General features: G+C 41.2%; 24 protein-coding genes. All 24 read left to right on the top strand.

From position 1 onward, the window contains the following. The first annotated feature begins 6 nt into the window (after nucleotides 1–6). The 24 genes from prmA (at nucleotide 7) to BOD01S_RS07030 (ending at nucleotide 23,359) form a co-directional block, all read left to right on the top strand. Nucleotides 7–948: a 50S ribosomal protein L11 methyltransferase gene (prmA, locus tag BOD01S_RS07150; protein WP_036157765.1), complete on the top strand. Its 942-nt coding sequence runs from the start codon at nucleotides 7–9 to the stop codon at nucleotides 946–948. A gap of 75 nt (nucleotides 949–1,023) precedes the next feature. Further along, nucleotides 1,024–1,767 (top strand): 16S rRNA (uracil(1498)-N(3))-methyltransferase, encoded by a 744-nt coding sequence (locus BOD01S_RS07145; RefSeq protein ID WP_036157767.1) that lies wholly within the window; start codon nucleotides 1,024–1,026, stop codon nucleotides 1,765–1,767. Nucleotides 1,768–1,783: 16 nt separating this feature from the next. After that, entirely contained in the window at nucleotides 1,784–3,118 is a 1,335-nt protein-coding gene (mtaB, locus tag BOD01S_RS07140; protein WP_036157770.1) for a tRNA (N(6)-L-threonylcarbamoyladenosine(37)-C(2))-methylthiotransferase MtaB, read from the top strand. Nucleotides 3,119–3,281: 163 nt separating this feature from the next. Then, nucleotides 3,282–3,950, top strand: a complete 669-nt coding sequence (gene deoC / locus BOD01S_RS07135) for a deoxyribose-phosphate aldolase (protein ID WP_036157773.1) — start codon at nucleotides 3,282–3,284, stop codon at nucleotides 3,948–3,950. A gap of 876 nt (nucleotides 3,951–4,826) precedes the next feature. Next, nucleotides 4,827–5,549, top strand: a complete 723-nt coding sequence (locus tag BOD01S_RS07125) for a GntR family transcriptional regulator (protein WP_036157788.1) — start codon at nucleotides 4,827–4,829, stop codon at nucleotides 5,547–5,549. 4 nt (nucleotides 5,550–5,553) lie between these two features. Beyond that, nucleotides 5,554–6,273 (top strand): sugar isomerase domain-containing protein, encoded by a 720-nt coding sequence (locus tag BOD01S_RS07120; protein WP_036157789.1) that lies wholly within the window; start codon nucleotides 5,554–5,556, stop codon nucleotides 6,271–6,273. Nucleotides 6,274–6,291: 18 nt separating this feature from the next. Then, nucleotides 6,292–6,561, top strand: coding sequence for an HPr family phosphocarrier protein (locus BOD01S_RS07115; RefSeq protein WP_036157790.1), 270 nt, complete (start codon nucleotides 6,292–6,294; stop codon nucleotides 6,559–6,561). Beyond that, nucleotides 6,555–8,273 carry a phosphoenolpyruvate--protein phosphotransferase gene (gene ptsP, locus BOD01S_RS07110; RefSeq protein ID WP_036157791.1) on the top strand — a complete coding sequence of 573 codons (1,719 nt, stop codon included), beginning with the start codon at nucleotides 6,555–6,557 and terminating at the stop codon, nucleotides 8,271–8,273. The genes BOD01S_RS07115 and ptsP overlap by 7 nt, the downstream gene beginning before the upstream one ends. A 66-nt stretch (nucleotides 8,274–8,339) precedes the next feature. Then, complete coding sequence (locus BOD01S_RS07105; protein ID WP_036157792.1) at nucleotides 8,340–9,518, top strand: GNAT family N-acetyltransferase; 1,179 nt, start codon at nucleotides 8,340–8,342, stop codon at nucleotides 9,516–9,518. Nucleotides 9,519–9,789: 271 nt separating this feature from the next. Next, complete coding sequence (locus BOD01S_RS07100) at nucleotides 9,790–10,101, top strand: PTS sugar transporter subunit IIB (protein WP_036157795.1); 312 nt, start codon at nucleotides 9,790–9,792, stop codon at nucleotides 10,099–10,101. A 12-nt stretch (nucleotides 10,102–10,113) separates the two neighbouring features. After that, nucleotides 10,114–10,434 (top strand): PTS lactose/cellobiose transporter subunit IIA, encoded by a 321-nt coding sequence (locus BOD01S_RS07095; protein WP_036157797.1) that lies wholly within the window; start codon nucleotides 10,114–10,116, stop codon nucleotides 10,432–10,434. A gap of 46 nt (nucleotides 10,435–10,480) precedes the next feature. Continuing rightward, nucleotides 10,481–11,758 carry a PTS sugar transporter subunit IIC gene (locus BOD01S_RS07090; protein ID WP_036157798.1) on the top strand — a complete coding sequence of 426 codons (1,278 nt, stop codon included), beginning with the start codon at nucleotides 10,481–10,483 and terminating at the stop codon, nucleotides 11,756–11,758. Between the two features lie 106 nt (nucleotides 11,759–11,864). Next, a complete protein-coding gene (locus BOD01S_RS07085) occupies nucleotides 11,865–12,947 on the top strand; it encodes a DUF871 domain-containing protein (RefSeq protein ID WP_036157800.1) in 1,083 nt (360 codons plus the stop codon). A gap of 71 nt (nucleotides 12,948–13,018) precedes the next feature. Continuing rightward, nucleotides 13,019–14,002, top strand: a complete 984-nt coding sequence (locus BOD01S_RS07080) for an N-acetylglucosamine kinase (protein ID WP_036157802.1) — start codon at nucleotides 13,019–13,021, stop codon at nucleotides 14,000–14,002. Nucleotides 14,003–14,343: 341 nt separating this feature from the next. After that, nucleotides 14,344–14,517 carry a 30S ribosomal protein S21 gene (gene rpsU / locus BOD01S_RS07075; RefSeq protein ID WP_004227078.1) on the top strand — a complete coding sequence of 58 codons (174 nt, stop codon included), beginning with the start codon at nucleotides 14,344–14,346 and terminating at the stop codon, nucleotides 14,515–14,517. 458 nt (nucleotides 14,518–14,975) lie between these two features. After that, nucleotides 14,976–16,304, top strand: coding sequence for an NfeD family protein (locus BOD01S_RS07070; RefSeq protein ID WP_036157804.1), 1,329 nt, complete (start codon nucleotides 14,976–14,978; stop codon nucleotides 16,302–16,304). Between the two features lie 4 nt (nucleotides 16,305–16,308). Beyond that, nucleotides 16,309–17,310 carry a flotillin-like protein FloA gene (gene floA / locus BOD01S_RS07065; protein ID WP_036157806.1) on the top strand — a complete coding sequence of 334 codons (1,002 nt, stop codon included), beginning with the start codon at nucleotides 16,309–16,311 and terminating at the stop codon, nucleotides 17,308–17,310. A 20-nt stretch (nucleotides 17,311–17,330) separates the two neighbouring features. Then, complete coding sequence (locus BOD01S_RS07060) at nucleotides 17,331–17,789, top strand: hypothetical protein (RefSeq protein WP_036157809.1); 459 nt, start codon at nucleotides 17,331–17,333, stop codon at nucleotides 17,787–17,789. Nucleotides 17,790–17,834: 45 nt separating this feature from the next. Beyond that, nucleotides 17,835–18,071 (top strand): hypothetical protein, encoded by a 237-nt coding sequence (locus BOD01S_RS07055; RefSeq protein WP_036157811.1) that lies wholly within the window; start codon nucleotides 17,835–17,837, stop codon nucleotides 18,069–18,071. After that, nucleotides 18,071–19,168, top strand: coding sequence for a sporulation protein YqfD (locus tag BOD01S_RS07050; protein ID WP_036157813.1), 1,098 nt, complete (start codon nucleotides 18,071–18,073; stop codon nucleotides 19,166–19,168). The genes BOD01S_RS07055 and BOD01S_RS07050 overlap by 1 nt, the downstream gene beginning before the upstream one ends. 3 nt (nucleotides 19,169–19,171) lie before the next feature. After that, a complete protein-coding gene (locus tag BOD01S_RS07045; RefSeq protein WP_036157816.1) occupies nucleotides 19,172–20,131 on the top strand; it encodes a PhoH family protein in 960 nt (319 codons plus the stop codon). Between the two features lie 287 nt (nucleotides 20,132–20,418). Further along, nucleotides 20,419–22,539, top strand: a complete 2,121-nt coding sequence (locus BOD01S_RS07040) for an HD family phosphohydrolase (RefSeq protein ID WP_036157819.1) — start codon at nucleotides 20,419–20,421, stop codon at nucleotides 22,537–22,539. Beyond that, a complete protein-coding gene (gene ybeY / locus BOD01S_RS07035; RefSeq protein ID WP_036157822.1) occupies nucleotides 22,536–23,009 on the top strand; it encodes an rRNA maturation RNase YbeY in 474 nt (157 codons plus the stop codon). Before BOD01S_RS07040 ends, ybeY begins: the two co-directional genes overlap by 4 nt. Beyond that, nucleotides 23,009–23,359: a diacylglycerol kinase family protein gene (locus tag BOD01S_RS07030; RefSeq protein WP_036157825.1), complete on the top strand. Its 351-nt coding sequence runs from the start codon at nucleotides 23,009–23,011 to the stop codon at nucleotides 23,357–23,359. Before ybeY ends, BOD01S_RS07030 begins: the two co-directional genes overlap by 1 nt. Nucleotides 23,360–23,368: the final 9 nt, after the last annotated feature.

The following is a 23,368-nucleotide window of genomic DNA, read 5'->3' as shown; positions in this document are numbered from 1 at the left end:
TTGCAAGTGAAATGGACAGAATTATCGATTCTGACAACGAATGAAGCCGTTGAAGCTGTATCAAACATCTTACATGAGGCAGGCGCTAGCGGTGTTGTTATAGAGGATTCAAAAGAACTGACAAAAGAACGGATTGATCAGTTCGGAGAAATTTACGCATTGAATCCTGACGACTTCCCGAAAAACGGGGTCGTAGTAAAGGCGTATTTATCCGCAACGAGCTTTTTGGCGGAAACGGTAGAGGAAATTAAACTTGCAATTGCAAACCTTGTAAATTTCGATATTAACATCGGCGAAAATATTGTTACCTTATGTGAAGTGGACGAGGAGGACTGGGCAACTGCCTGGAAGCAATACTATCATCCTGTGAAAATTTCAGAGCGGTTTACTATTGTACCAACATGGGAAGAATATACACCTGTCAGCACAGATGAGCTAATTATTGAGCTTGATCCGGGCATGGCTTTTGGTACAGGGACACACCCAACGACAGTCATGTGTTTACAGGCACTTGAAAATGTAGTGAGCGAGAATGATGCTGTCATCGATGTAGGCACAGGGTCAGGTGTTCTTTCCATCGGGGCAGCAATGCTTGGAGCTAAACAAGTGCATGCCCTTGATTTGGACGAAGTCGCTGTAACAGCGGCACGTGAAAATGTAGAGCTGAATAAAGTAGACGGAATTGTGCAGGTATTCCATGGCAATTTGCTTGATACAGTAAAAGAGCCTGCAGATGTCGTAGTTGCCAATATTTTAGCTGAAATTATTGTGACATTTACAGACGATGCCTACTCTATTGTAAAACCAGGCGGCGTTTATGTAACAAGCGGTATCATTGGAGCAAAAAAGGACGAGGTAAAGGAAGCACTTGAAAAATCGGGCTTTACGATTGAAGAAGTACTCATGATGGAAGACTGGGTAGCAATTATTGCCCGCCGTCCGCAGTAAAACAGGCAGGTAAGCTAGTAGACAGGGTCATTTGGCTTTGTCTACTTTTTATTAGAGTAGAGGAGGAAGAACAGGATGCAACGTTACTTTGTGGACGAGCCGCCGAGTGAGGGGGGCATATTCCTTATTACAGGTGATAACGCCCGGCATATTGAGAAGGTGATGCGAATGACAGCGGGAGAGGAAATTATCGTTGTTTTTGAAAGCATCGCCCATATATGTGAAATAGAAGAAGTGGGGACAGAAATTTTGGCTAAGCCGACTGGACGAACGGTCCCTTCTCCTGAGATGCCGGTGCAGATAACAATTGCCTGTGGACTGCCGAAAGGTGATAAATTAGAGCTGATCGCCCAAAAGGGAACGGAATTAGGAATGTATGCTTGTATTCCTTATGCTGCGGAACGCTCTATTGTGAAATGGGATGAGAAAAAGGGCCGCAAAAATCAGGAGCGTCTTCAAAAAATAGCTCAGGAAGCTGCTGAACAATCACACCGTACACATATACCGAGCATAAAGATGCCCTTTTCCTTTAAACAATTATTAGCGGCACTGCCTGATTATGACGTTGTGTTTCTTGCAGATGAAGAAGATGCAAAGGCTGAAAAACGCACAAGGTTTGCGGATCAGCTGAAAAAAGTGTATGATAATGAATCGAAATCAATTTTATGTATTTTTGGTCCAGAAGGCGGTATTTCACGCAAGGAAGCTGAGGCACTTACAGCGGCAGGCGCACAAATAATGTCACTCGGACCGCGTATTTTACGGACGGAAACAGCACCGTTATATGCATTATCTGCAATATCCTATGAATTTGAATGAAAGAGGTGGAGGGGCCTTGTCAACAGTGGCTTTTCACACATTAGGTTGTAAAGTAAACCATTACGAAACAGAAGCGATTTGGCAATTATTCAAAGAGCAGGGCTATGAGCGTAACGAGTTTGAACAACAAGCTGATGTTTATGTAATTAATACATGTACAGTAACAAATACAGGGGATAAAAAATCCCGCCAAGTAATCCGCCGTGCGATCCGTCAAAATCCGGATGCGGTTATTTGTGTAACAGGATGTTATGCACAAACTTCCCCTGCTGAAATTATGGCAATTCCAGGTGTTGATATCGTGGTCGGAACACAGGACCGCCATAAAATGCTTGGGCTCATTGATCAATACCGTGAAGAACGTCAGCCGATTAATGCAGTCCGCAACATTATGAAAAACCGTGTATACGAGGAATTGGATGTTCCAGCATTTACAGACCGGACACGTGCATCTCTGAAAATCCAGGAAGGGTGCAATAATTTCTGTACTTTCTGTATTATCCCTTGGGCCCGTGGCTTAATGCGTTCTCGTGATCCGCAGGAAGTAATCCGTCAGGCGCAGCAGTTAGTGGATGCAGGCTATCTTGAAATCGTTTTGACAGGTATCCATACAGGAGGATACGGACAAGACTTTAAAGACTATAACCTGGCACAGCTTCTACGTGATTTAGAATCACAAGTAAAAGGATTAAAACGTTTACGTATCTCTTCAATTGAAGCATCCCAATTAACAGACGAGGTAATTGAAGTACTGCAAAATTCAGAAATTGTTGTAAACCATTTGCATATCCCGATTCAATCAGGATCTGATACAGTACTGAAACGTATGCGCCGTAAATATACGATGGACTTCTTCTCTGAGCGCCTTCGTAAATTAGAAAAAGCACTGCCCGATTTAGCGGTAACATCCGATGTAATCGTTGGGTTCCCGGGAGAAACAGAGGAAGAATTTATGGAAACGTATAACTTTATCCGTGACCACAAATTCTCTGAGCTGCATGTATTCCCATTCTCTAAACGGACAGGTACACCAGCTGCCCGTATGGAAGACCAAGTGGATGAGGAAATCAAAAACGAACGGGTTCATCGTCTAATCGCATTGAATGACCAATTGGCAAAAGAATATGCTTCTCGTTTTGAAGGCGAAGTACTGGAAGTCATTCCAGAAGAACGCTTTAAAGAATCGGACAATGAAAACCTTTATGTCGGCTACACTGCAAACTATCTGAAAGTGGTATTCGAAACAAGTGAAGAAATGGTCGGTAAACTGGTAAAAGTAAAAATTACAAAAGCCGGCTATCCGTACAATGAAGGACAATTCGTCCGTGTATTGGACGCTGTAGAAGCTTAAATAGAAAGCCGCTTCCTCAAAAAAAGGGGGAGCGGCTTTTATGCAGAATACAGCAAAAAAGAAAAATAAAAATGATAAACTAGTCTGTCTATTTCATGTATTTCTTATTTGGTGATATGATATAGTTGTACGTACAACTAATAGATAAAAGGAGCAATTGACCATGACGCAAAATTATGCTGCAATGATTGACCATACCCTATTAAAGGCAGATGCGACTCGACCACAAATTGAAAAATTATGTGAGGAAGCGAAAAAGTATGTGTTTGCTTCTGTATGTGTAAATCCTACATGGGTAAAATACAGTGCAGAGCTATTGGCAGGAACTGAGGTTAAGGTGTGTACAGTAATCGGTTTCCCATTAGGTGCTTCTACTTCAGCTGTTAAAGCATTTGAAACAAAGGACGCGATTGCCAACGGTGCAGGGGAAATTGATATGGTGATCAATATCGGTGCATTAAAAAATGGCGAATACGACCTAGTTCGCGATGACATTAAGGCTGTAGTCGACGCAGCAAATGGTACATTAGTAAAAGTAATCATTGAGACATGCCTGCTGACAGAAGAAGAAAAGGTGAAAGCTTGTCAATTATCAGTCGAAGCTGGTGCTGACTACGTGAAAACATCCACTGGTTTCTCAACAGGTGGCGCGACTGCTGAAGATATCGCATTAATGCGCAAAACAGTCGGTCCTGACCTTGGTGTGAAAGCTTCAGGCGGTGTCCGTAATCTGGAAGATATGAAGAAGATGATCGAGAATGGAGCAACTCGTATTGGCGCAAGCTCAGGTGTTGCGATCATGACAGGTTTAACTTCTGAATCTAATTATTAATTTTCGGAGAGCAGTGGTAATTTGAAGTGTGGTAGCTAACATAATCATAAATTTATACTGCAGCCCGTTACCAAGTAGTAAATATATTTGAATAGAAAACAGCTTGATTTCCACAGGGGAGTCGCAAGCCACTTCGGTTTTTAACTGACATAAAAACCAGGGTGGACTAGCCTGACTTACCATACCTGTTGAATTGAAAGCTGTTTTTTTATGCGTAAACTCAAATGCCCCCATACCTCGTTTACTTTTTCTTTGATAAGAATACAGTTCCCCATAAGCTTTAATGGAAATAAAAAGATACAGTATTGAATACAATGGAAAGAGAGCCCCGTTTAAGGTGCTGCTGATTAATATAAAGTAGAGATTTGTCCGGCGGTGAGTGACTCCTAAATATCCCGTTAAGCCTGTTTAAAGCCAATTGACGATAATTCAGGCTACATGTGAACAGATACAATTTGCTGGAAATTTAAGTGAATAATGAATGACAGGTAAAATAATTTTCACCAAATATGGTCTTAAAATTGGTATAGACAACTATACCTATTAATACATCCAGCTTTTTAATAATTATAAAATTATTATGTTTAGGGGGGATTTAATAGAGCAACACGCTGTTCATAAAAAGTGTTCAAAAAACAAACTCCACTGAAGTACCACTTATAGGTAATGTATTTTTCGGAGGTGGACGAATTTGTAAAATTGGTTCTGGGCTATGCAAGAAGGTGGAGCACTTCATCAAATGACACGATTTCTAGTAAAGGAAGGGTAACAGCCTCTTTAGCTACTAAGATGATTCACTCGATTGGGTCAATTGGGAAAGCCTTGGGAAAGGTTGTATTTGAAAAGTAGAATGTAGTAATAAGGAAGGTGCAATCATTGCTGGAAAAAAACTCTCACATACCTATCTATATACAAATAGAAGAACTCATAAAGCAGCGTATTTATTTAGAGGAATACGGAATAGGGGAGAACATACCATCTGAACGGGAATTATCAATGCAATTTGATGTAAGTCGAATGACAGTTAGACAGGCGATTACGAATTTAGTGAACAGCGGATTGCTGTATCGCGAAAAAGGAAGAGGCACATATGTTGCAAACCCAAAATTCGAACAGCCTTTAATGGGACTAACAAGTTTTACAGAAGATATGCGTGCAAGAGGCATGGAGCCGAGCAGTAAAGTACTGCGTTTTGAGAAAATCGTTCCACCGGTTGATATTGCCCATGATTTATTATTGGAGCGGGGCGAGGAGGTATTCTTCGTTGTACGTATACGGTATGCCAATACAAAACCGATGGCCATTGAAAGAACTTATATACCAGTTAAGATATATCCTGATCTGGATGAAAAGAAGGTAATGGGATCTCTTTATGCATTAATTGAAGCGAGATTCCATCAGAAAATCGGCAATGCCATTCAGCAAATGGAAGCAGCAATTGTGGGCAAGGAAGATTGCAAATATCTCCAAATCGGAACAGCAGCACCTGTCTTAATTATAAAGCGTATTAGTTTTTTGAGCGATGGAATTCCATTTGAATTGGTACGTAGTACGTATCGAGCGGATCGCTATAAATTTATTAGTGAAATAAAAAGGTGATACAGTGCATCCATATTTCAGAAAAATACAGGAATTACTGCAATCTGTCTTGGAAAAGGAACAGCCAAAATTAGAATTGGCCGCACAAATTATTGCTGAACGTATAGAGAAAGGAGGAATTCTCCAATTATTCGGCTGCGGGCATTCCTATTTATTGGCGCAGGAAGCTTTTTATCGTGCTGGCGGTCTCGTACCGGTGCGGCCTATTACTATAGGGCCTTTGACGCTGCAAGCAGGTGCATTGACTTCCTCTAAGAACGAGAAAGATCCGACGATTATTCAACGCTATAGACATTGTTTTGATTTTCAGGAGAATGATAGTTTACTTGTAATATCCACATCCGGAAGAAATTGCGCTCCGATAGACGCAGCTATACTTGCCAGGTCTTCGGATATATTTGTAATGTCCCTTCAATCACTAAATTACCGGAATTATGAATCTAAGCATTCTGGTGGTAAAAGATTAGAGGATGTCGTGAATCTTGTGGTGGATACTCATATCCCAGTAGGCGATGGTATATTAAATCATCAAGGGCTGCCATATGCCCCGGCTTCAACAGTTATTGGCTCTACACTTTTGAATGGATTGTTCAGCTTAGTTATAGAGAAAGTATTCAAAAAAACAGGGACATTTCCTGTGTTTGAGAGTGCGAATATTTCAAATAGTGAGACACATAACACCGAGATGATTACTAAATATCAGCACCGTATTAATTTTGAGTAAAATCGGGAGGGATATAAAATGGAAAAAGACTTTAAAATTACTGCCACTGAAGGCTTGCATGCCAGACCTATTGCGTTATTAGTAAATGCTGTCATGCCTTTTGAAGCAGAGGTACAGCTCACGTACAAAGACAAATCGGTAAATATGAAATCCATTGTAGGCGTCCTGTCGCAAGGGGTGGCACCAGGTAGTATAGTGAAAATTTCAGCCAATGGTCCGGATGCAGAGCCATTGATGCAAGCAGTATCTGAAATCATGTCAACTAAAGGAATTGGCGAAGAATGTTAGAGCTTCAGGGGATTGCTGTATCGGATGGAATAGCGATAGCAAATGCTTATTGCCTGGTTGAACCTGACCTATCATTTGAAAAATTTTTTGTATCGGATACTAAATCAGAAATAAAGCGCTTACAGGAAGCGATTACCCAAACGAAAAAAGACCTGCAGGAAACTCTGGTAATGGCTGAAAGTAAGTTAGGGGAAGAGAAGGCAGCAATATTTGCAGCGCATCTGCTGCTGCTTGAGGACCCGGAGATAGTGGGAGCTATTGAAGCAAAAATTAGTAATGGCATGAATGCCGAATGCGCTTTACATGAAGTTTCAACAATGTATATAGTCCTGTTTGAACAAATGGACAATGATTATATGAGGGAGCGAGCAGCGGATGTAAGCGATGTCTCAAAACGGTTACTGGCCCGCTTGCTAAAGGTGGAAATACCTGATTACAGCCGGCTATCTTCTGATATCATCATTGTAGCGAAAGATTTAACACCGTCTATAACAGCTCAATTAGATACTGCATATGTAAAAGGCTTTGTAACAGATATTGGCGGGAAAACTTCCCATTCAGCTATTTTAGCGAGAACAATGGGTATTCCCGCAGTTGTAGGTACGAAAAATGCAACAGCATGTATAAAACATGGAACAAAAATTATTGTTGATGGGGCAGCAGGTAAAATTATTGTAGATGCATCAAGAGAAATATTTGAACAATATGAAGTGCAGCAAAATAGATACTTAATGGTAGAGCAAAAACTAGCACCCTATCGCTCATTAGCCAGTATAAGTGCAGATGGTTACCGGGTTGAAATTGCTGGCAATATCGGCAAACCGGAAGACGTGGAAAAAATACTTGAAGCGGGTGCAGAAGGTATCGGTCTTTTCCGTACAGAGTTTTTGTATATGGAAAGGCAGAGGCTTCCGGATGAAGAGGAACAGTTTACCGTTTATCGCCAAATATTAGAGAAGATGCAGGGAAAACCGGTAGTTGTACGTACGTTGGATATCGGGGGTGATAAGCAACTGCCTTATTTAGAGCTGCCATCTGAGATGAATCCATTTCTAGGATATCGTGCAATCCGATTATGTTTACAAGAACAGAAAATGTTCCGCAGCCAGTTAAGAGCATTATTACGGGCTAGTGTATATGGTAACTTAAAAATCATGTTTCCGATGATTGCAACGGTAGATGAGTTCAGAGCAGCAAAAGAACTGCTATATGAAGAAAAGAAGCGCTTAGTCAGCAGTGGAGCCGCCGTGTCGGAGACGATAGAAATTGGATTGATGATTGAAATACCTTCTGCCGCCATCATCGCTGATATATTTGCACAAGAAGCAGATTTTCTCTCTATTGGTACGAATGATCTTATTCAATATACAGTAGCAGTTGACCGTATGAATGAGAATGTGTCAGCTTTATATCAGCCTTGCCACCCTGCTGTTCTGCGTCTCATCAAGATGGTAATTGATGCAGCGAAACAGCATGGAAAATGGGTTGGTATGTGTGGCGAAATGGCGGGAGATAAGGTTGCCGTTCCCATCCTGCTCGGTTTGGGGCTTGATGAATTTTCAATGGATGCTTCCTCCATTTTAAAAACGAGGGCACAAATTTCTAAACTATCCAAGGAACAGCTAACTGCACATATTGAAACCATTTTAAAGTTGGCAACGGCAGGTGATGTAGAGAGCTATGTCCAGAAACACCTTACCTCTGCAGAGTAAGGGTATTTTGGGGTAGCAAATAGAGTGCAGAAGGAATGTCCCTAATATATCAAAGGGGGAGACATTATGGATATAAAGCTGGTGCCAATGGAAGATTATCAGCAAATACATCGCCTGAGAGACTACAGCTTTCCTAAAAAATATGAGGGAGCTCGGCGTGCAGACTTCCATTATTGGATTGAGCATAGTACGACGCTCGGAGCATATGATAAAGAAAAGATTGTAGGGCAAATATTAGTGCTGCCGCTTAATATGATGGTGCACGGTGTCCAATATAAAATGGGCGGGCTCGGCTTTGTAGCAACATATCCGGAATATCGCGGCAGAGGAGTTATAAAGATGCTGATGAAAAGAGCCCTAAAGGAAATGCGCCAAAATGGTCAATGGATTTCCGTTCTTGCCCCGTATTCAGTATCCTTTTACCGCTATTTTGGGTGGGAGCTGTTTTTTGATAAGCTACATTACACAATACCGATAGAAGCATTTCCGAATTTTGGCCGGCAATCAGATAATGTAAAACGCTTCAGCTTTGAATGGATGAACGATGAGATATTCGGAGAGATTCGGCAATTTCATAATAATCATATATTAGGCTGCAATGGAGGGATGATAAGAAACAAAGCATGGTGGCAAAGGATAGAGAGAAGAGAGCCTGAAAGTCATTTTATAGCTTACTATAATAATGAAAATAAAATAGCCGGGTATCTTCGTTATGAAATAAAAGACTTACTATTTCATATCAAGGATTTTTATGCAGAAGGTATAGATGCAGAGCAGGCAATTTGGCGCTTTATAACCTCTCATAAAGCAAGTGTAGAGAAAATCATAGGAGCTACATCGGTTGCATCTCATTTTGGCTTTCAATTTGACCAGCCGCAATTTAAAAGAGAAATAACTCAAGACGTAATGGTAAGAGTGGTAGATGCATTTGAATTTATGAAGTGTTATCCATGGGGCGAAATACAGCAGCGACTATTTATTCGCCTTCAGGATCCTATATGCCCTTGGAATGAGCATTTATTTCAAATAGGCAGCGGTGGTCATGTATCGATAATGGATGAAGATAAGGTGGAAGATCAGTATGTATTACATTTATCTATTAATCTATTTTCAGCCATGATGGTAGGGTATCTCTCAGTGAAAGATGTTTTACCGTTGTCCGGAAAGAAAATAGCTGAAAGAACTGCACTGAATTGGCAAAAAGCTCTGCCGGTCAGTTTTCCCGCATTTTTTGAGTATTTCTAAGAAAAGAGTGTAAACGACAGCCAGTACAAAAAAATTTTAAGTTTTTTTGTGGACTATACCAGTTATTTTCTGTTAGCAATATACAGTCGTCAATTCAATAGAACGTTATTTGTCTAATATAGAGAGGGAGAACAAAGAGAGAAAAACATATTATGGTATAGACCAATTAACGGCAATTTGTTGATAGAAAAACGGTTTCCATAAAGCAATTTTGCTTCTATTAGTCTGAATATTTAGATAAATGAAAGAAATATGCAAAGGAGTGTTTTCATTGAAAAATATTGTGTTAGTCTGCGTAGCGGGAATGAGTACGAGTTTGCTTGTAACAAAGATGCAAAAGGCCGCCCAGGAACAAAATATAGAGGCTGATATTTATGCGATTGCAGAAAGTGAAGTAGATAAAGTTGTAACGAGTAAAAAAGTAGACGTACTGTTACTTGGCCCACAAGTACGCTATTTAAAAGGGACATATGAAGCGAAATATAGGCATCTTAATATTCCGGTCGAGACTATTAATATGACAGACTATGGCATGATGAAGGGTGAGAATGTATTGAAGCAGGCTTTACAGCTGATTGGGTAAGGGGGCAGGGAAATGGAAGATCACGTAATGATGAATTCCATAATGGGATTGATTGTTCATAGCGGTAATACAAAAAGTGAATGTATGGAAGCTATTCAATTAGCAAAAAGAGGCAATATTGAGCAGGCAAAAGAAAAGATCTCATTGGCGAACGAAGCGCTGACAGAAGCGCATCATGCGCAGACGGCTTTATTGACAGAAGAGGCTAAAGGAGGGGAGATCGAAGTAACAATGCTGCTTATCCATGCACAGGATCACTTAATGAATGCGATTACTTTCCGGGATCTTGCGCAGGAAATGATTGAATTATATGAACGCCTCGAAGGGGAATAGCATCTGATTTAGATGTTAAATAAAAGTACAAAGGGGAGAGTATGTGATGTTCAAATTTTTAGAAGAGAAATTTGTACCTGTAGCATCCAAGATAGGAAATCAACGTCACTTAGTAGCAATCCGGGATGGGTTTATTGCCATTATGCCATTGACAATTGTTGGTTCTCTAGCAGTACTCGTTAATAACCTGCCAATAGATTTTTATCAAGATGCTTTAAACTCGATTTGGGCAGATGGCACCTGGAAACAATGGGGTGGAAACATTTGGGGGGCAACGTTTGCAATCCTCTCACTATTATTAGCATTTACAATCTCATATAATCTTGCCAAAGGATATAACAAAGATGGACTTTCTGCAGGAGTAATTGGTCTATCCGCTTATTTAACATTCGGTACTTTCGGTGACGGGGGCTTAACTGGTTTAACAACAGGTACAGGCGGAATATTTATTGCTATTATTATCTCGTTACTTTCTACTGAGCTGTTTTGCCGGCTATCTGGTAATAGCAAGCTGCTAATAAAAATGCCAGAAGGGGTACCGCCGGCAGTGGCGAAATCATTTGCAGCATTACTTCCGGCAATTATTACAATTGGCTTATTCGCATTAGTTCGGACAATTATTTCGGTCGGATTTGATGTTCCCGATATTGTCGGATCATTTTATGCAACGATTCAAGAGCCATTTATGGGCTTGACGAATTCATGGACGGCGGCTTTGATTTTGGCTTTTATCCCTTCATTCTTATGGACGCTAGGTGTACATGGTGCCAATATAATTGATCCGTTTATGCAGACAATTAACGCAGATGCTATAGCGAAGAACATTGCAGCACTTGAGGCTGGTGAAGTAGCGCCGTATATTGTTAACAAGCCGTTTTTTGATGCATTTGTTAATATGGGCGGATCAGGCACGACAATTGCCTTGATCATCGCGATTTTCATCTTTGCAAGGAAAAACAAGCAATATAATACAGTGGGGAAATTATCTGCAGCTCCGGGACTATTCAATATTAATGAACCATTACTATTTGGTCTGCCTATCGTATTAAATCCCATTTTGTTCATACCGTTTATTTTAACACCAATGGTTAACGTTTCTGTTGCTTATTTTGCAACAAAAATTGGCTTGGTACCAGCAGCGACAGTAGTAGCTCCGTGGACAACGCCTCCGATTATTAACGGATTCCTAGTAACGCAGTCTTGGCAAGGCGCTGTATTAAGCTTAGTGCTGATTATCCTGTCCGTTTGTATTTATCTGCCGTTCATAGCAATGGCAAACCGTGTTGCCAAAAGAGATACACTTGAAAAAAATATATCAGAATGATGCTCCCGCACTGTCAGGCGGTATCGGCTGTATATGATTGTTAATAAGTCAGTCCTTGTTACTATGGAGATTTTGTCAATTTTGATTGTCAGTGGAGGTTTATCAAATGAGAAGATTAGGTATTTCAATATATCCCCAGCATAGTACAATGGAGGAAATGCAGCGATATATTCAACTGGCACATGATAATGGTTTTGATCGCATCTTTACATGTCTTATGTCATTGGAAAATAAAAAAGAACAGCAAAAATTACAGCGCATTAACTTATTTGCAAAAGAGCTGGGCTTTGACATTTCTGCCGATATTGCCCCTTCTGTTTTTCAAGACCTTGGATTAACCTATAAGGATATTGCTTATTTGAAAGAGAACTATCATTTGGCAGCTCTGCGTTTGGATTTAGGGTTTTCAGGTCAAGAAGAGGCCTTTATGTCATTAAACGAATGTGGCTTGAAGGTAGAATTAAATATTAGTAATGGTACGAAATATGTGGATAATATCATGTCCTACCAGCCAAACCAAGATAATATCATTGGATGCCATAATTTTTATCCGAGAAAATATACAGGGCTTTCACGGCAGCATTTTTTAAACACCTCTAAGATATTTAAAGACAATCATCTTCGTACAGCTGCTATGATTTCATCCGAACATGCAGTGTTTGGACCTTGGGAGCAAACACTGCATGGCTTACCCACTTTAGAGGAGCATCGTGCGCTGCCGATCATTGTGCAAGCAAAGGATTTATGGAATACGGGTTTAATTGATGATTTAATCATCGGGAATATGTTTGCTTCTGAAGAAGAGCTGCATGCATTGGGACGATTAAACCGAAATAAGCTGGAGCTAAAGGTTATATCAATGCCTGCAACAACTCAGCTGGAAGAAGATATTTTGTTTAAAGAGCTCCATTTCAATCGCGGAGATATATCTGATTATGTCATCCGCAGTACACAATCACGTGTGAATTATAAAAATGGTGATTTTCCCGTTCATGATACGCATAGCTTAAAACCTGGAGATGTAACAATTGATAATAATTTAGATGTACGATATAAAGGGGAGCTTCAAATTGTGTTAAAGGAAATGCCCAACGCAGGATCTACAAATATTGTAGCTAAAGTAGTTGAGGAGGAGCGTTTTTTATTGCAGCATATTCAACCATGGCAATCATTTAAATTTACAACATAAAAGGCAGAGGGATTGAGCAAATGGAGCCGGCTCAGTCCCTTTCCTTCATTTTTAGAATAGGAGTGAGGGCAATGTATGTACTGGCGGTGGATGGCGGAGGAACAAAAACATCAGCTGTCATTAGCGATGAGCTTGGAAACATTCACGCGAAATTGGTTACTAATCGGAGTAACCCTACAGCGATGGAAATGGAGCTTTTTAAAGCGACCCTTCATCAATTACTTCAAGGATTAAGAGCCCAAAATCCACATATATTTTCAGCTGTTCGAATCTGCTTTGCGGGGATGGCGGGAGTCCAGGAAAAAAAGGCTGAAACGATTGTGGAGACAATATTTCGTGAATATGTTCATAGTGAAGCGATCGTTATTATACAAAATGACGCTTTAATTGCCTTGTATGCCGGCACCTTTGGCGGGGAAGGAATCGTACAAATAGCGGGTACAGGAGCTGTTACAGTCGGCTATGATCATACACATTCCTTTTACAGGGTAGGTGGATGGGGCTATTTATTTGATGATGAAGGCAGCGGCTATGATTTGGGTGTACAGGCATTAAAGGCTGTATTCCAGAGTCATGATAATAGGTCCAGGTCAACATTATTAACAGATGCTTTATTAAAGCATTTTGCAGTAAATAATGTTCCAGAGCTTATTGACTGTATTTATGGTACGAAGCATCCTAGGACGGTAATTGCTCCTTTAAGCATGTATGTGATGGAAGCAGCAGAGCTTGGAGATTTGGCAGCCAATATTATTAGAGAAAATAGTTGTTCCAAGCTGTACCATGCAATAAAAACATGTTACCAGCAGCTATCCTGGAAAGGACAGATGGTTGTTCCGGTTGTACTAACGGGCGGTGTCCTATCGAATACTTCGTATTTTATATCAAAACTAACACAATTAGCTATTAATGACCAACTACCGCTGCAATTTCTTTCACCACAGCTGGATCCGATTGGAGGAGCTGTAATAGGAGCATTGCACACAATGGGCATTTCAGTGGGAGATGAATTTTCAGCGAAATTTATGGAGCATTACGTAAAATGGGGTAAATAAGGTCCTGAAGACAAGTAATGGAAGGTATTGCTACTTATACAGTAGAATCCGTGAAATGATAGCACAAAATTATGGAAAAAGACCAGACTAATAAATAGATGGTGCTATAACGGTGGAAGTCCCGTTAATAAGTTTACAGCAGCGTTCAAATGTTTTTATTTTTATTACTATTTGATTTTATGAACTGCAAATAAATGCAGATCGTCTATCTTTCGAATTTTATTATTAATTATAATAGTTTCTATTGACTGTGGAGTAACATTACGATATAATTCTTTAGTACACATCAATAGAAAATGTTGATGATGTATTGACGTGTGTTCGGAGGGAGGGAAAGAGAGATGTCAAAAACTGTCGTTCGCAAAAACGAATCGCTTGAAGATGCTCTTCGCCGCTTCAAACGTACTGTATCTAAAAGTGGTACAATTCAAGAAGTTAGAAAGCGCGAGTTCTACGAAAAACCTAGCGTAAAACGTAAAAAGAAATCAGAAGCTGCACGTAAACGTAAGTGGTAATTTTCCCTGTAAAATCCCTACGTTCATAACACGCAATTCGAGATTTAACTGAGCAGACAAATGATATACCCCGAAGCTACTTGCTGGCTTCGGGGTATTTGTATTTATACGATTAATTTATGCAATAGGCTTATTTTGTATACTATATTCTTGACGGAAAATAGATCAACCAGGTGTTGTGTGCTCTCGGGAAAAGTGATGGGGCACATAAGATATGTTGTAAAGGACAAGAAAATTTTCGCTTTTTCTTTTTACTCGTTTTAAAAAATGTAGGCTATACTGTTGGAAAGAAAGGAGTTAGCTTTACATTTTGTCTATATAAATTTTCCGGCAATAAATTATTAGATCAAGTAATGAGTAAATACATAATAAAAATGAAAGAAAATAAAATATAATGAAACTAATTGCGTTTTCATTCGTATAACAGGTAGGATCACTAAAAAGAAAGGAGGAATTGGATGAGGCAAAGAAGAGTTTGCGTCTGGCTGTTATTGATGGCGCTTTCATTTTTACTCCTTATTCCGGCTATTTCAGCTGATTCTCCAAAGGTATTCCACGTCCCAGTAAAGAATAATGTAGAAAAGGGCCTGCTTTCTTTTTTAGAGAGGGCAATCAAAGAGGCGAAGGAGCAAGATGCCGAAGCGATCGTCCTAGAAATACATACTCCGGGCGGCTTTGTGGATGCAGCACAGGAAATTGGTAAGCTGCTTGATGCTACAGATGATTTGAAAGTCATCGCCTATATCAACTCGACTGCATATTCGGCAGGAGCCTTTATTGCACTCCATGCAGACGAGATTTACATGTCAAAAAACGCTACATTCGGTGCAGCAGGAATTATCGATGGTGAAGGAAATACAGCTGATCAGAAAGCGGAAAGTGCCTGGATAGCAGCAATGGAAGCAGCAGCTGAATCTTCCGGCAAAGACCCTCGCTTTGCAAGGGCAATGGCAGATAAATCGTTTAATTTACCCGAACTTCGGGTTCCTGACGGTAAATTTTTAACCCTTACGGCTGATGAAGCCTTTAAGGTTAAATATTCGCAAGGAACAGCTAACTCCCTGCAGGAAGTGCTGGATAAAGCAGGATTGCAGGGTGCAGAAATTGTGGATGTCGAACCATCGCTTGCTGAAAATATTGCACGCATTGTGACTAACCCGATCGTTGTTCCTATTCTCCTGTCCATTGCGAGTCTTGGATTAGTAGCAGAGCTGTATTCACCGGGATTCGGGGTGCCGGGAACGATGTCATTAGCTGCCTTTGGTCTCTTCTTCTTTGGTCATACAATTGCTGGTTTTGCAGGATATGAGTCGATTTTATTGTTTGTAGTCGGCGTTATTTTTGTCATATTGGAGTTATTTGTCCCCGGAGGTATTATTGGCATACTCGGAGGTGCATGTATCATCCTCAGTCTTTTATTTGCAGGCGCAAGTGTGACACATATGGCATATTCAATCATTTTGGCAATGTTTATTGCAATGATAGGAATGGTGATTCTTATGAAGTTCTTCGGTAAAAAAATGCATATATTCAATAAGCTTGTCCTAAGGGATGCCACAACGACAGAGGAAGGGTATGTTTCCAATACGAACCGTGTGGAATTGATCGGGCGTACAGGAGAGGCATTAACACCGCTTCGCCCAGCAGGGGTCATCTTGATAGGGAATGAACGAATTGATGCAGTGTCTGAAGGAAACTTTGTTAATAAAGGAAGTCTAATTGAAGTTATTAAAGTAGAAGGTTCACGTATCGTCGTGAGAGAAATTTTAAGGAAAATGGAGGAATAAGATAATGGTTATTGATGGAGCAACAATCGGTTTAATTGCCATGATCGTAGGAGCATTCATTGTACTGGCAATATTCTTTACGCTTGTACCGGTTGCACTATGGATCAGTGCCCTGGCTGCAGGGGTTCGTGTAAGTATCTTTACATTGATTGGGATGCGGCTGCGCCGGGTTATCCCGTCACGTATTGTCAATCCGTTGATTAAAGCACATAAGGCAGGGCTTGATGTATCGATTAATCAATTGGAGTCCCACTATTTAGCGGGTGGTAATGTGGACCGAGTAGTTAATGCTTTAATAGCAGCGCAGCGTGCGAATATTGAATTGACATTTGAACGTTGTGCGGCTATTGACTTAGCAGGACGGGACGTATTAGAGGCTGTACAAATGTCCGTTAATCCAAAGGTAATTGAAACACCGTTTATCGCAGGGGTAGCAATGAACGGTATTGAAGTTAAAGCGAAAGCCCGTATTACAGTACGTGCAAACCTTGATCGTTTAGTTGGGGGTGCTGGTGAAGAAACAATTATTGCACGTGTCGGTGAAGGGATTGTATCGACAATCGGTTCATCTGAATCCCATTCCAAAGTGTTGGAAAATCCGGATATGATTTCTCAAACGGTCCTTTCAAAAGGCTTGGATTCAGGTACAGCCTTTGAAATTTTATCCATTGATATTGCGGATGTAGACATCGGTAAAAACATTGGGGCAGAGCTTCAAATTGAGCAGGCGCAGGCTGACAAAAATATCGCCCAGGCGAAAGCTGAGGAACGCCGTGCGATGGCCGTAGCAAGTGAGCAGGAAATGGTGGCCAAAGTTCAGGAAATGAAGGCAAAAGTAGTGGAAGCCGAGGCGGAAGTTCCAATGGCGATGGCAGAAGCATTGCGCAGCGGAAACTTTGGTATTATGGATTATATGAATTACAAAAATATACAGGCTGACACATCAATGCGTGATTCTATTGCAAAAGTGTCACAAGAGAATAAGTCTGAAAAAGGTGAAAAATAACCGAGGAGGGGGAGCGCTAAATGGAAGGGATCATCATCATGATTGTCATGTTTGTTCTCAGTACGCTATTTACAAAAGATAAAACAAAAGAAAAAGAGACGAAGCAAATGCCGCCATTTAGCAATCAGCATGTCCCTCGGGAAAGTACAAGGGATGAACCGCGTAGGGAAAGACCGAAAGTACGTTCACTAGATGATTTTGCAAAGGAAGTTTTTGGTCAATTAAGCGAAAAGGCGGAGGCGGTCCGCGATGTTCGTAAGATGAACGAAGAGACGGTCGAAGAACCTGTAAAGGAAGCGGTACGGGAAATCCAGGAGGAACGGAAATCCCTGCGCCCGGAGCTGGGTGTGTCCAGACCTATCATACAACGGCAAAAGAAGGAATCTCCGGTTATTGTGCCAAGTACGAGAGAACAGCTAGTGCAGGCAGTAATTACCTCGGAAATTTTAGGTCCTCCAAAAGCGAAGCAACGTAAATAATACATGCCCCCTTTTTTGCATACACTGTAAGAAAGGGGGCTTTTTTTGAAATCATTTATGCAATTGGATGACGTTCTGGAATGGATTCAATTCCGCCAGATTCGATGGAACGGTCTATATGATGTACGGCAGGTGGCGTCTGATCAATTTAGCTGCTCTTTAGGGAAGTTTCAGCTGACAATTGAAGGGGAAGGGATACTCGTCCAGTATTTGACCGAGGGCGGCTTTTTATTGAGTGCTGAAGTGATCAACAAAATTAAGATAGAAGAGCATGTGATGTAATGGACCGCCGCAAAGTGATTGTGTCGCTTAAACAAGGGCCACGTGCAGATCGATTATTTCACCATTTACATAAAGAGCGTATTGTCATGAAACAAGTCCGTTTTTCCAATAATGAAGTATCATTTGAAATAACGAGAGATAACCTACCAGCATTGCGTCGTGCCCGGCGTTTTGCTGGCGCTAATCTGAAACTGCGCTATGACGACTTGGATTCTGTTCTTCAAATTACATGGAAAACAATTATGGGTATACTATTATTAGTTGCTATACCAATCATCTGTACACAGTTTATTTGGCGGATTCATGTTACAGGTGCAACCCCGGAGCTCGCATTAAAGGCCGAGCAGTTTATTGACAAGGAAATAGGCATTACCATCCCATTAGTAAAACAATCGCTGCCGACAGATTATGAAATTCGCCAGCAGCTCATGGCAAAGTTTCCAGAGCTGTCATGGGTTCATTTTATGAAAAGTGGCGGAAATATTACGATATCGCTACAGCTGGCGCCAAAAACAGAAGTAAAAAAGAAATCGGATGAACCGATGCATCTTATAGCAGGTAATAGCGGAGTTGTTACCCATTATTTTCTGACGAGCGGTGTCAGGCTGGTAGATGCCAACACAACTGTGTATAAAGGAGATGCTCTAGTATCGGGAATTCTGGATGCGGGGGACGAGCAGCTTGTCATTGGGGCAGAAGGAGAGGTCTATGCGGATTACTGGCTTGAAACGGCCTTTACATTGAACCGGAAGGCCACCTATTATACGCCGACCGAATCCGCCTGGAAAGTAACAAACGATCAAGAGAAAGTGTATATGGATGAAATCAATCTTCCTGCATGGCTGAAGAATCATGTTCGTATCGTAAAAGAACAGAGTTTTAAAAAGGAAGAACGCGTATTGAAAGAAGAGGATTTGGATACGATTATCCGGCCGCTTCTTCATAAGAAAATATTGCAGGGTCTTCCTCCGAAGACGACAATTAAATCGGAAAAGATTTTACAGGTTACATTTGATAATGATACAGTAAGGGGGCAAGTCCTTTTTTTGGTAAATGAAAACATCGCAACACCATACCCTATTTATCAAGGAGAATGATTTATGTCAGAGAAAATGTCGGAACTTTTAGTCGATAATCCAAATGAAGCAGTCATGCTGCTCGGGATGTCGGATGCAAATGTGAAATTAATCGAAGAAACTTTTAGTGTACAAATCATCACTCGAGGAGGGCTTATCCAAATCGCTGGTGAAGATCATGATAAAAAAGAGTGTGCAACGGCTGTGCTGCACGGCTTGCTTGAAGTCATTCGTAAAGGCATCAATATTGATCAACGGGATGTAGCGACAGCCATTGAGATGGCTGGGAAAGGGACAATTGAGTATTTCCCAGAGCTTTATGACGAGGAGGTAGCCCGTAATGCCAAAGGTAAGGCGATTCGCGCCAAAACAATTGGCCAGCGGGAGTACATTAAAGCCATTCGCCATAAAGACCTTGTATTCGGTATCGGGCCTGCAGGTACAGGGAAAACATACTTGGCCGTAGTCATGGCGACACAGGCATTAAAAAATGGACATGTAAAGCGGATTATTCTAACACGTCCGGCTGTAGAGGCAGGGGAATCGCTCGGTTTTCTACCAGGGGATCTAAAGGAAAAAGTAGACCCGTATTTACGTCCGCTTTATGATGCTCTGCATGATATTTACGGCATGGAGCAGACGCAACGCCTCATTGAGCGGGGAACAATTGAGATTGCTCCACTTGCTTATATGCGGGGACGCACGCTGGATGATGCTTTTGTTATTTTGGATGAAGCGCAAAACACAACACACCAGCAAATGAAAATGTTCCTGACTCGTTTGGGTTTCGGCTCGAAAATGGTTATTACGGGGGACAAAACTCAAATCGATTTACCAAAAAATCAGGAATCCGGCCTGATTATCGCTGAACGCACATTAAAATATGTAAAAGATATACATTTCCAAATCCTGGAGCAAGGCGATGTAGTAAGACATCCATTGGTAGCGAAAGTCATCCAAGCATACGCCGACCAAGAACTATAATGCTTTTCCTATGCGCCGAGAGCAAAGCGGCAGGTGCAAGGCGATGTAGTAAGACATCCATTGGTAGCGAAAGTCATCCAGGCATACGCCGGCCAAGAACTGTAATGCTTTTCCTATTCAGAAAGTGAAACGTCAGGCACTTATTAGTTTCAAAAGGAATGCAGGCATATGCTGATTTAGGACATTAAATGAAGGAAAAAGCAAAATCCTTTGAGGGTTTTGCTTTTTTTTGTGAAATCACCTGTAGAAATTGGTAGAATAGAGGAAGGTTAAATAGGAGGTGCTGAATGGAGAAGCAATTGAAACGTTTTGTGGATTTAATGGGCTTTCGTTCATTCTTAGCTATCGTACTGGTCGTTACAGCATTTCTGCAATTTGGGTTAATGGTGGATAGTGTAAGAGGCGTTACATATGATATATCGATGGGAAGCTTGGCACCGGAGACGATTCGTGCAGCCAAGACCGTAGAAGATACAGAAAAGACAGAACTTGAACGTACCAATGCTGAAAATGCAACAGCTCCCGTATATGATTTCGGGCAGGAAATAGCTGAGCAGAAGGCGGGCTTGCTTACATTGCTGTTTGATTTAACGATCGAAGCAAAAAAAGAATTGGATGCGCAGGAGAAATTGTCACAAGCTGAAAAACTGGAAGTAATGAAAGAGAAGCTGAAAGCAGTGACGGAAAAACAAGAGGGTTTGTCACTGACTGATGATGAACTGCGAGCATTGTTTAATGCGTCCGAAAGCCAGCTTGTACAAGCTAGGGATATATTAGTGGAACTTGTGAAAGATGTACTTTCTGAAAGTATAAGAAAAGAAAATCTATCATCTGCCCGTACAAACATAGAGTCGCTAATCCGCTCTTCCTCAATTGCGAATCCGCTGCTCTCGACAGCGATTACGCTAGGTCGGAATTCGCTGGTCGAGACAGAAACATTAAACGAGGAAAAAACGGCTATTGCCAAGCGGCAGGCACGTGATGCAATAGAGCCGACGAAAATTTTACAGGGTCAGATTATTGTACTTGAAGGGGAAATTGTCGACAGGGAAAAGTACCGCCAGCTGGAATTGCTTGGCCTCATTGATAGCCAGGCTTCCTGGAAACCAATTGGAGGCGTTATGATTCTTATTATCCTTCAAATGATCTTTCTATTTGTTCTCTTTGATGGATATAAGGGACCGCTGAAAGAAAAAAGCAATCATTTGCTGGTAACGGTAATCGTTTATTTAAGTGCAATTGTTATTATGAAATTGGGGAACCTTATATCTGATAACTTTGATGTCATGCTTGGGTTTATTTTTCCTACTGCTATGGCCACAATGCTGTTAAGACTTTTAACGAATGACCGGATTGCCGCATTAGTAACGTTATTAATTGCGGCATCAGCAGGTATTATATTCCAGGAAAACTATGCAGCTGTTTTACAAATGGATATTGCACTGTATATTTTGTTTGGCGGTTTTGCCTCGCTGTTCTTTATGGGAAGTGTGGAAAAAAGGTCGCATATTTTGCGTGCCAGTGCCATTGTAACTGTTATTAATCTTGTGTTCATTGCGTTTTACCTGCTTATGACACAATCGGATTACGGGGTGTCCGAAATTCTGTTCTATATAGGGGCGGGGATTGTCTCGGGCTTGCTTTCGGGAGCTTTGACAATGGGGTTGTTACCGTTCTTTGAATCGGTGTTCGGTATCCTATCAACGATGCGACTAATTGAGCTTTCAAACCCGAACCATCCGTTATTAAAAAAGATTTTAACGGAGACGCCGGGCACTTATCATCATAGCGTAATGGTTGCCAATTTGGCCGAGACAGCATGTGAGGCAATCGGGGCGGATGGCTTACTTGCCCGTGTTGGCTGCTATTATCACGATGTAGGAAAGACGCGTCGACCTGCCTTTTTCATTGAGAATCAGATGGGGATCAATCCTCATGATACTTTGGCTCCTGAGTCAAGCTCAGATATCATTATTGCTCATACGACAGATGGTGCAGACCTGCTGAAGAAGCATAAAATGCCGCAGGAGATTATAGATATTGCATTACAGCATCATGGGACAAGCCTGCTGAAGTTTTTCTATCATAAAGCAAAAGAAGAAGGAAAACAGGTCGCTGAAAAGGATTTCCGTTATCCGGGGCCTAAACCGCAAACGAAAGAAGCTGCTATCATAAGCATTGCAGACAGTGTAGAGGCAGCAGTACGTTCAATGAAGGAGCCAAGCGCAGATAAGATTCAAAAGCTAATCCAGGCTATTATCCAGGACCGGGTGCAAGATGATCAGTTTGATGAATGCGATATTTCGCTGAAGGAACTGAAAATCATTGAAGACGTATTATGTGAGACATTGAATGGCATTTTCCATTCACGTATTGAATATCCAAAAGAGAAGCAGGAGGCATTATGATTTTAAATATCGACTTTTTAGATGAAACAAATATGGTGAGAGAAGAGCATATTGAGCTTGTAGAAAAGCTTCTGCAGCATGCTGCAAAGGTGGAGCAGATTGAAGAGGGTTCGGAGGTTTCCGTTACTTTTGTGACCAATGAAGCAATTCATGAAATTAACCGGGAATATCGTGATAAGGACCAGCCGACAGATGTAATTTCCTTTGCTCTTGAAGAAATGGGGGAAGGAGAGGTCCAAATAATTGGCGATGACATTCCGCGTATATTGGGCGATATCATTATCTCTACAGACAGGACTCTTGAGCAGGCGGAAGAATACGGACATTCCTTTGAACGCGAGCTCGGGTTTTTAGCAGTACACGGCTTCCTCCATTTACTTGGCTATGATCATATGACAGCAGAGGACGAGAAGGAAATGTTCGGTAAGCAAGATGAAATTTTAGGCTCTTTTGGCCTATCCCGTGAGTAATGGACATTCGTAAGTTCATTCGATCATTTGGGTATGCGGCAGAAGGACTGATAACAGCTATGCGTGAACAAAATATCCGCTTCCACTATACAAGTGCAGCAGTTGTATGGCTAGTTGGTTTTTTTACAGGCCTTTCTGTGATGGAATGGATGATTCTGATTCTAGTGATGGCGCTGGTGATAGGGGCAGAGCTTTTCAATACAGCGATCGAGCGTGTTGTAGATCTGGCATCGCCTGAAATTCATCCGCTGGCAAAACAGGCGAAGGATATCGCAGCAGGTGCTGTTCTTGTATTTGCCATAGCAAGTGTTATAATCGGAATGCTCATATTTTTACCAAAATGGTTTTAAAGGAAAGAG

Source organism: Lysinibacillus odysseyi 34hs-1 = NBRC 100172 (assembly GCF_001591965.1).
GTDB lineage: Bacteria > Bacillota > Bacilli > Bacillales_A > Planococcaceae > Lysinibacillus_B > Lysinibacillus_B odysseyi.
The sequence above is the reverse complement of the archived record's forward strand: the minus strand, read 5'-3'. Positions and strand labels throughout refer to the sequence as shown.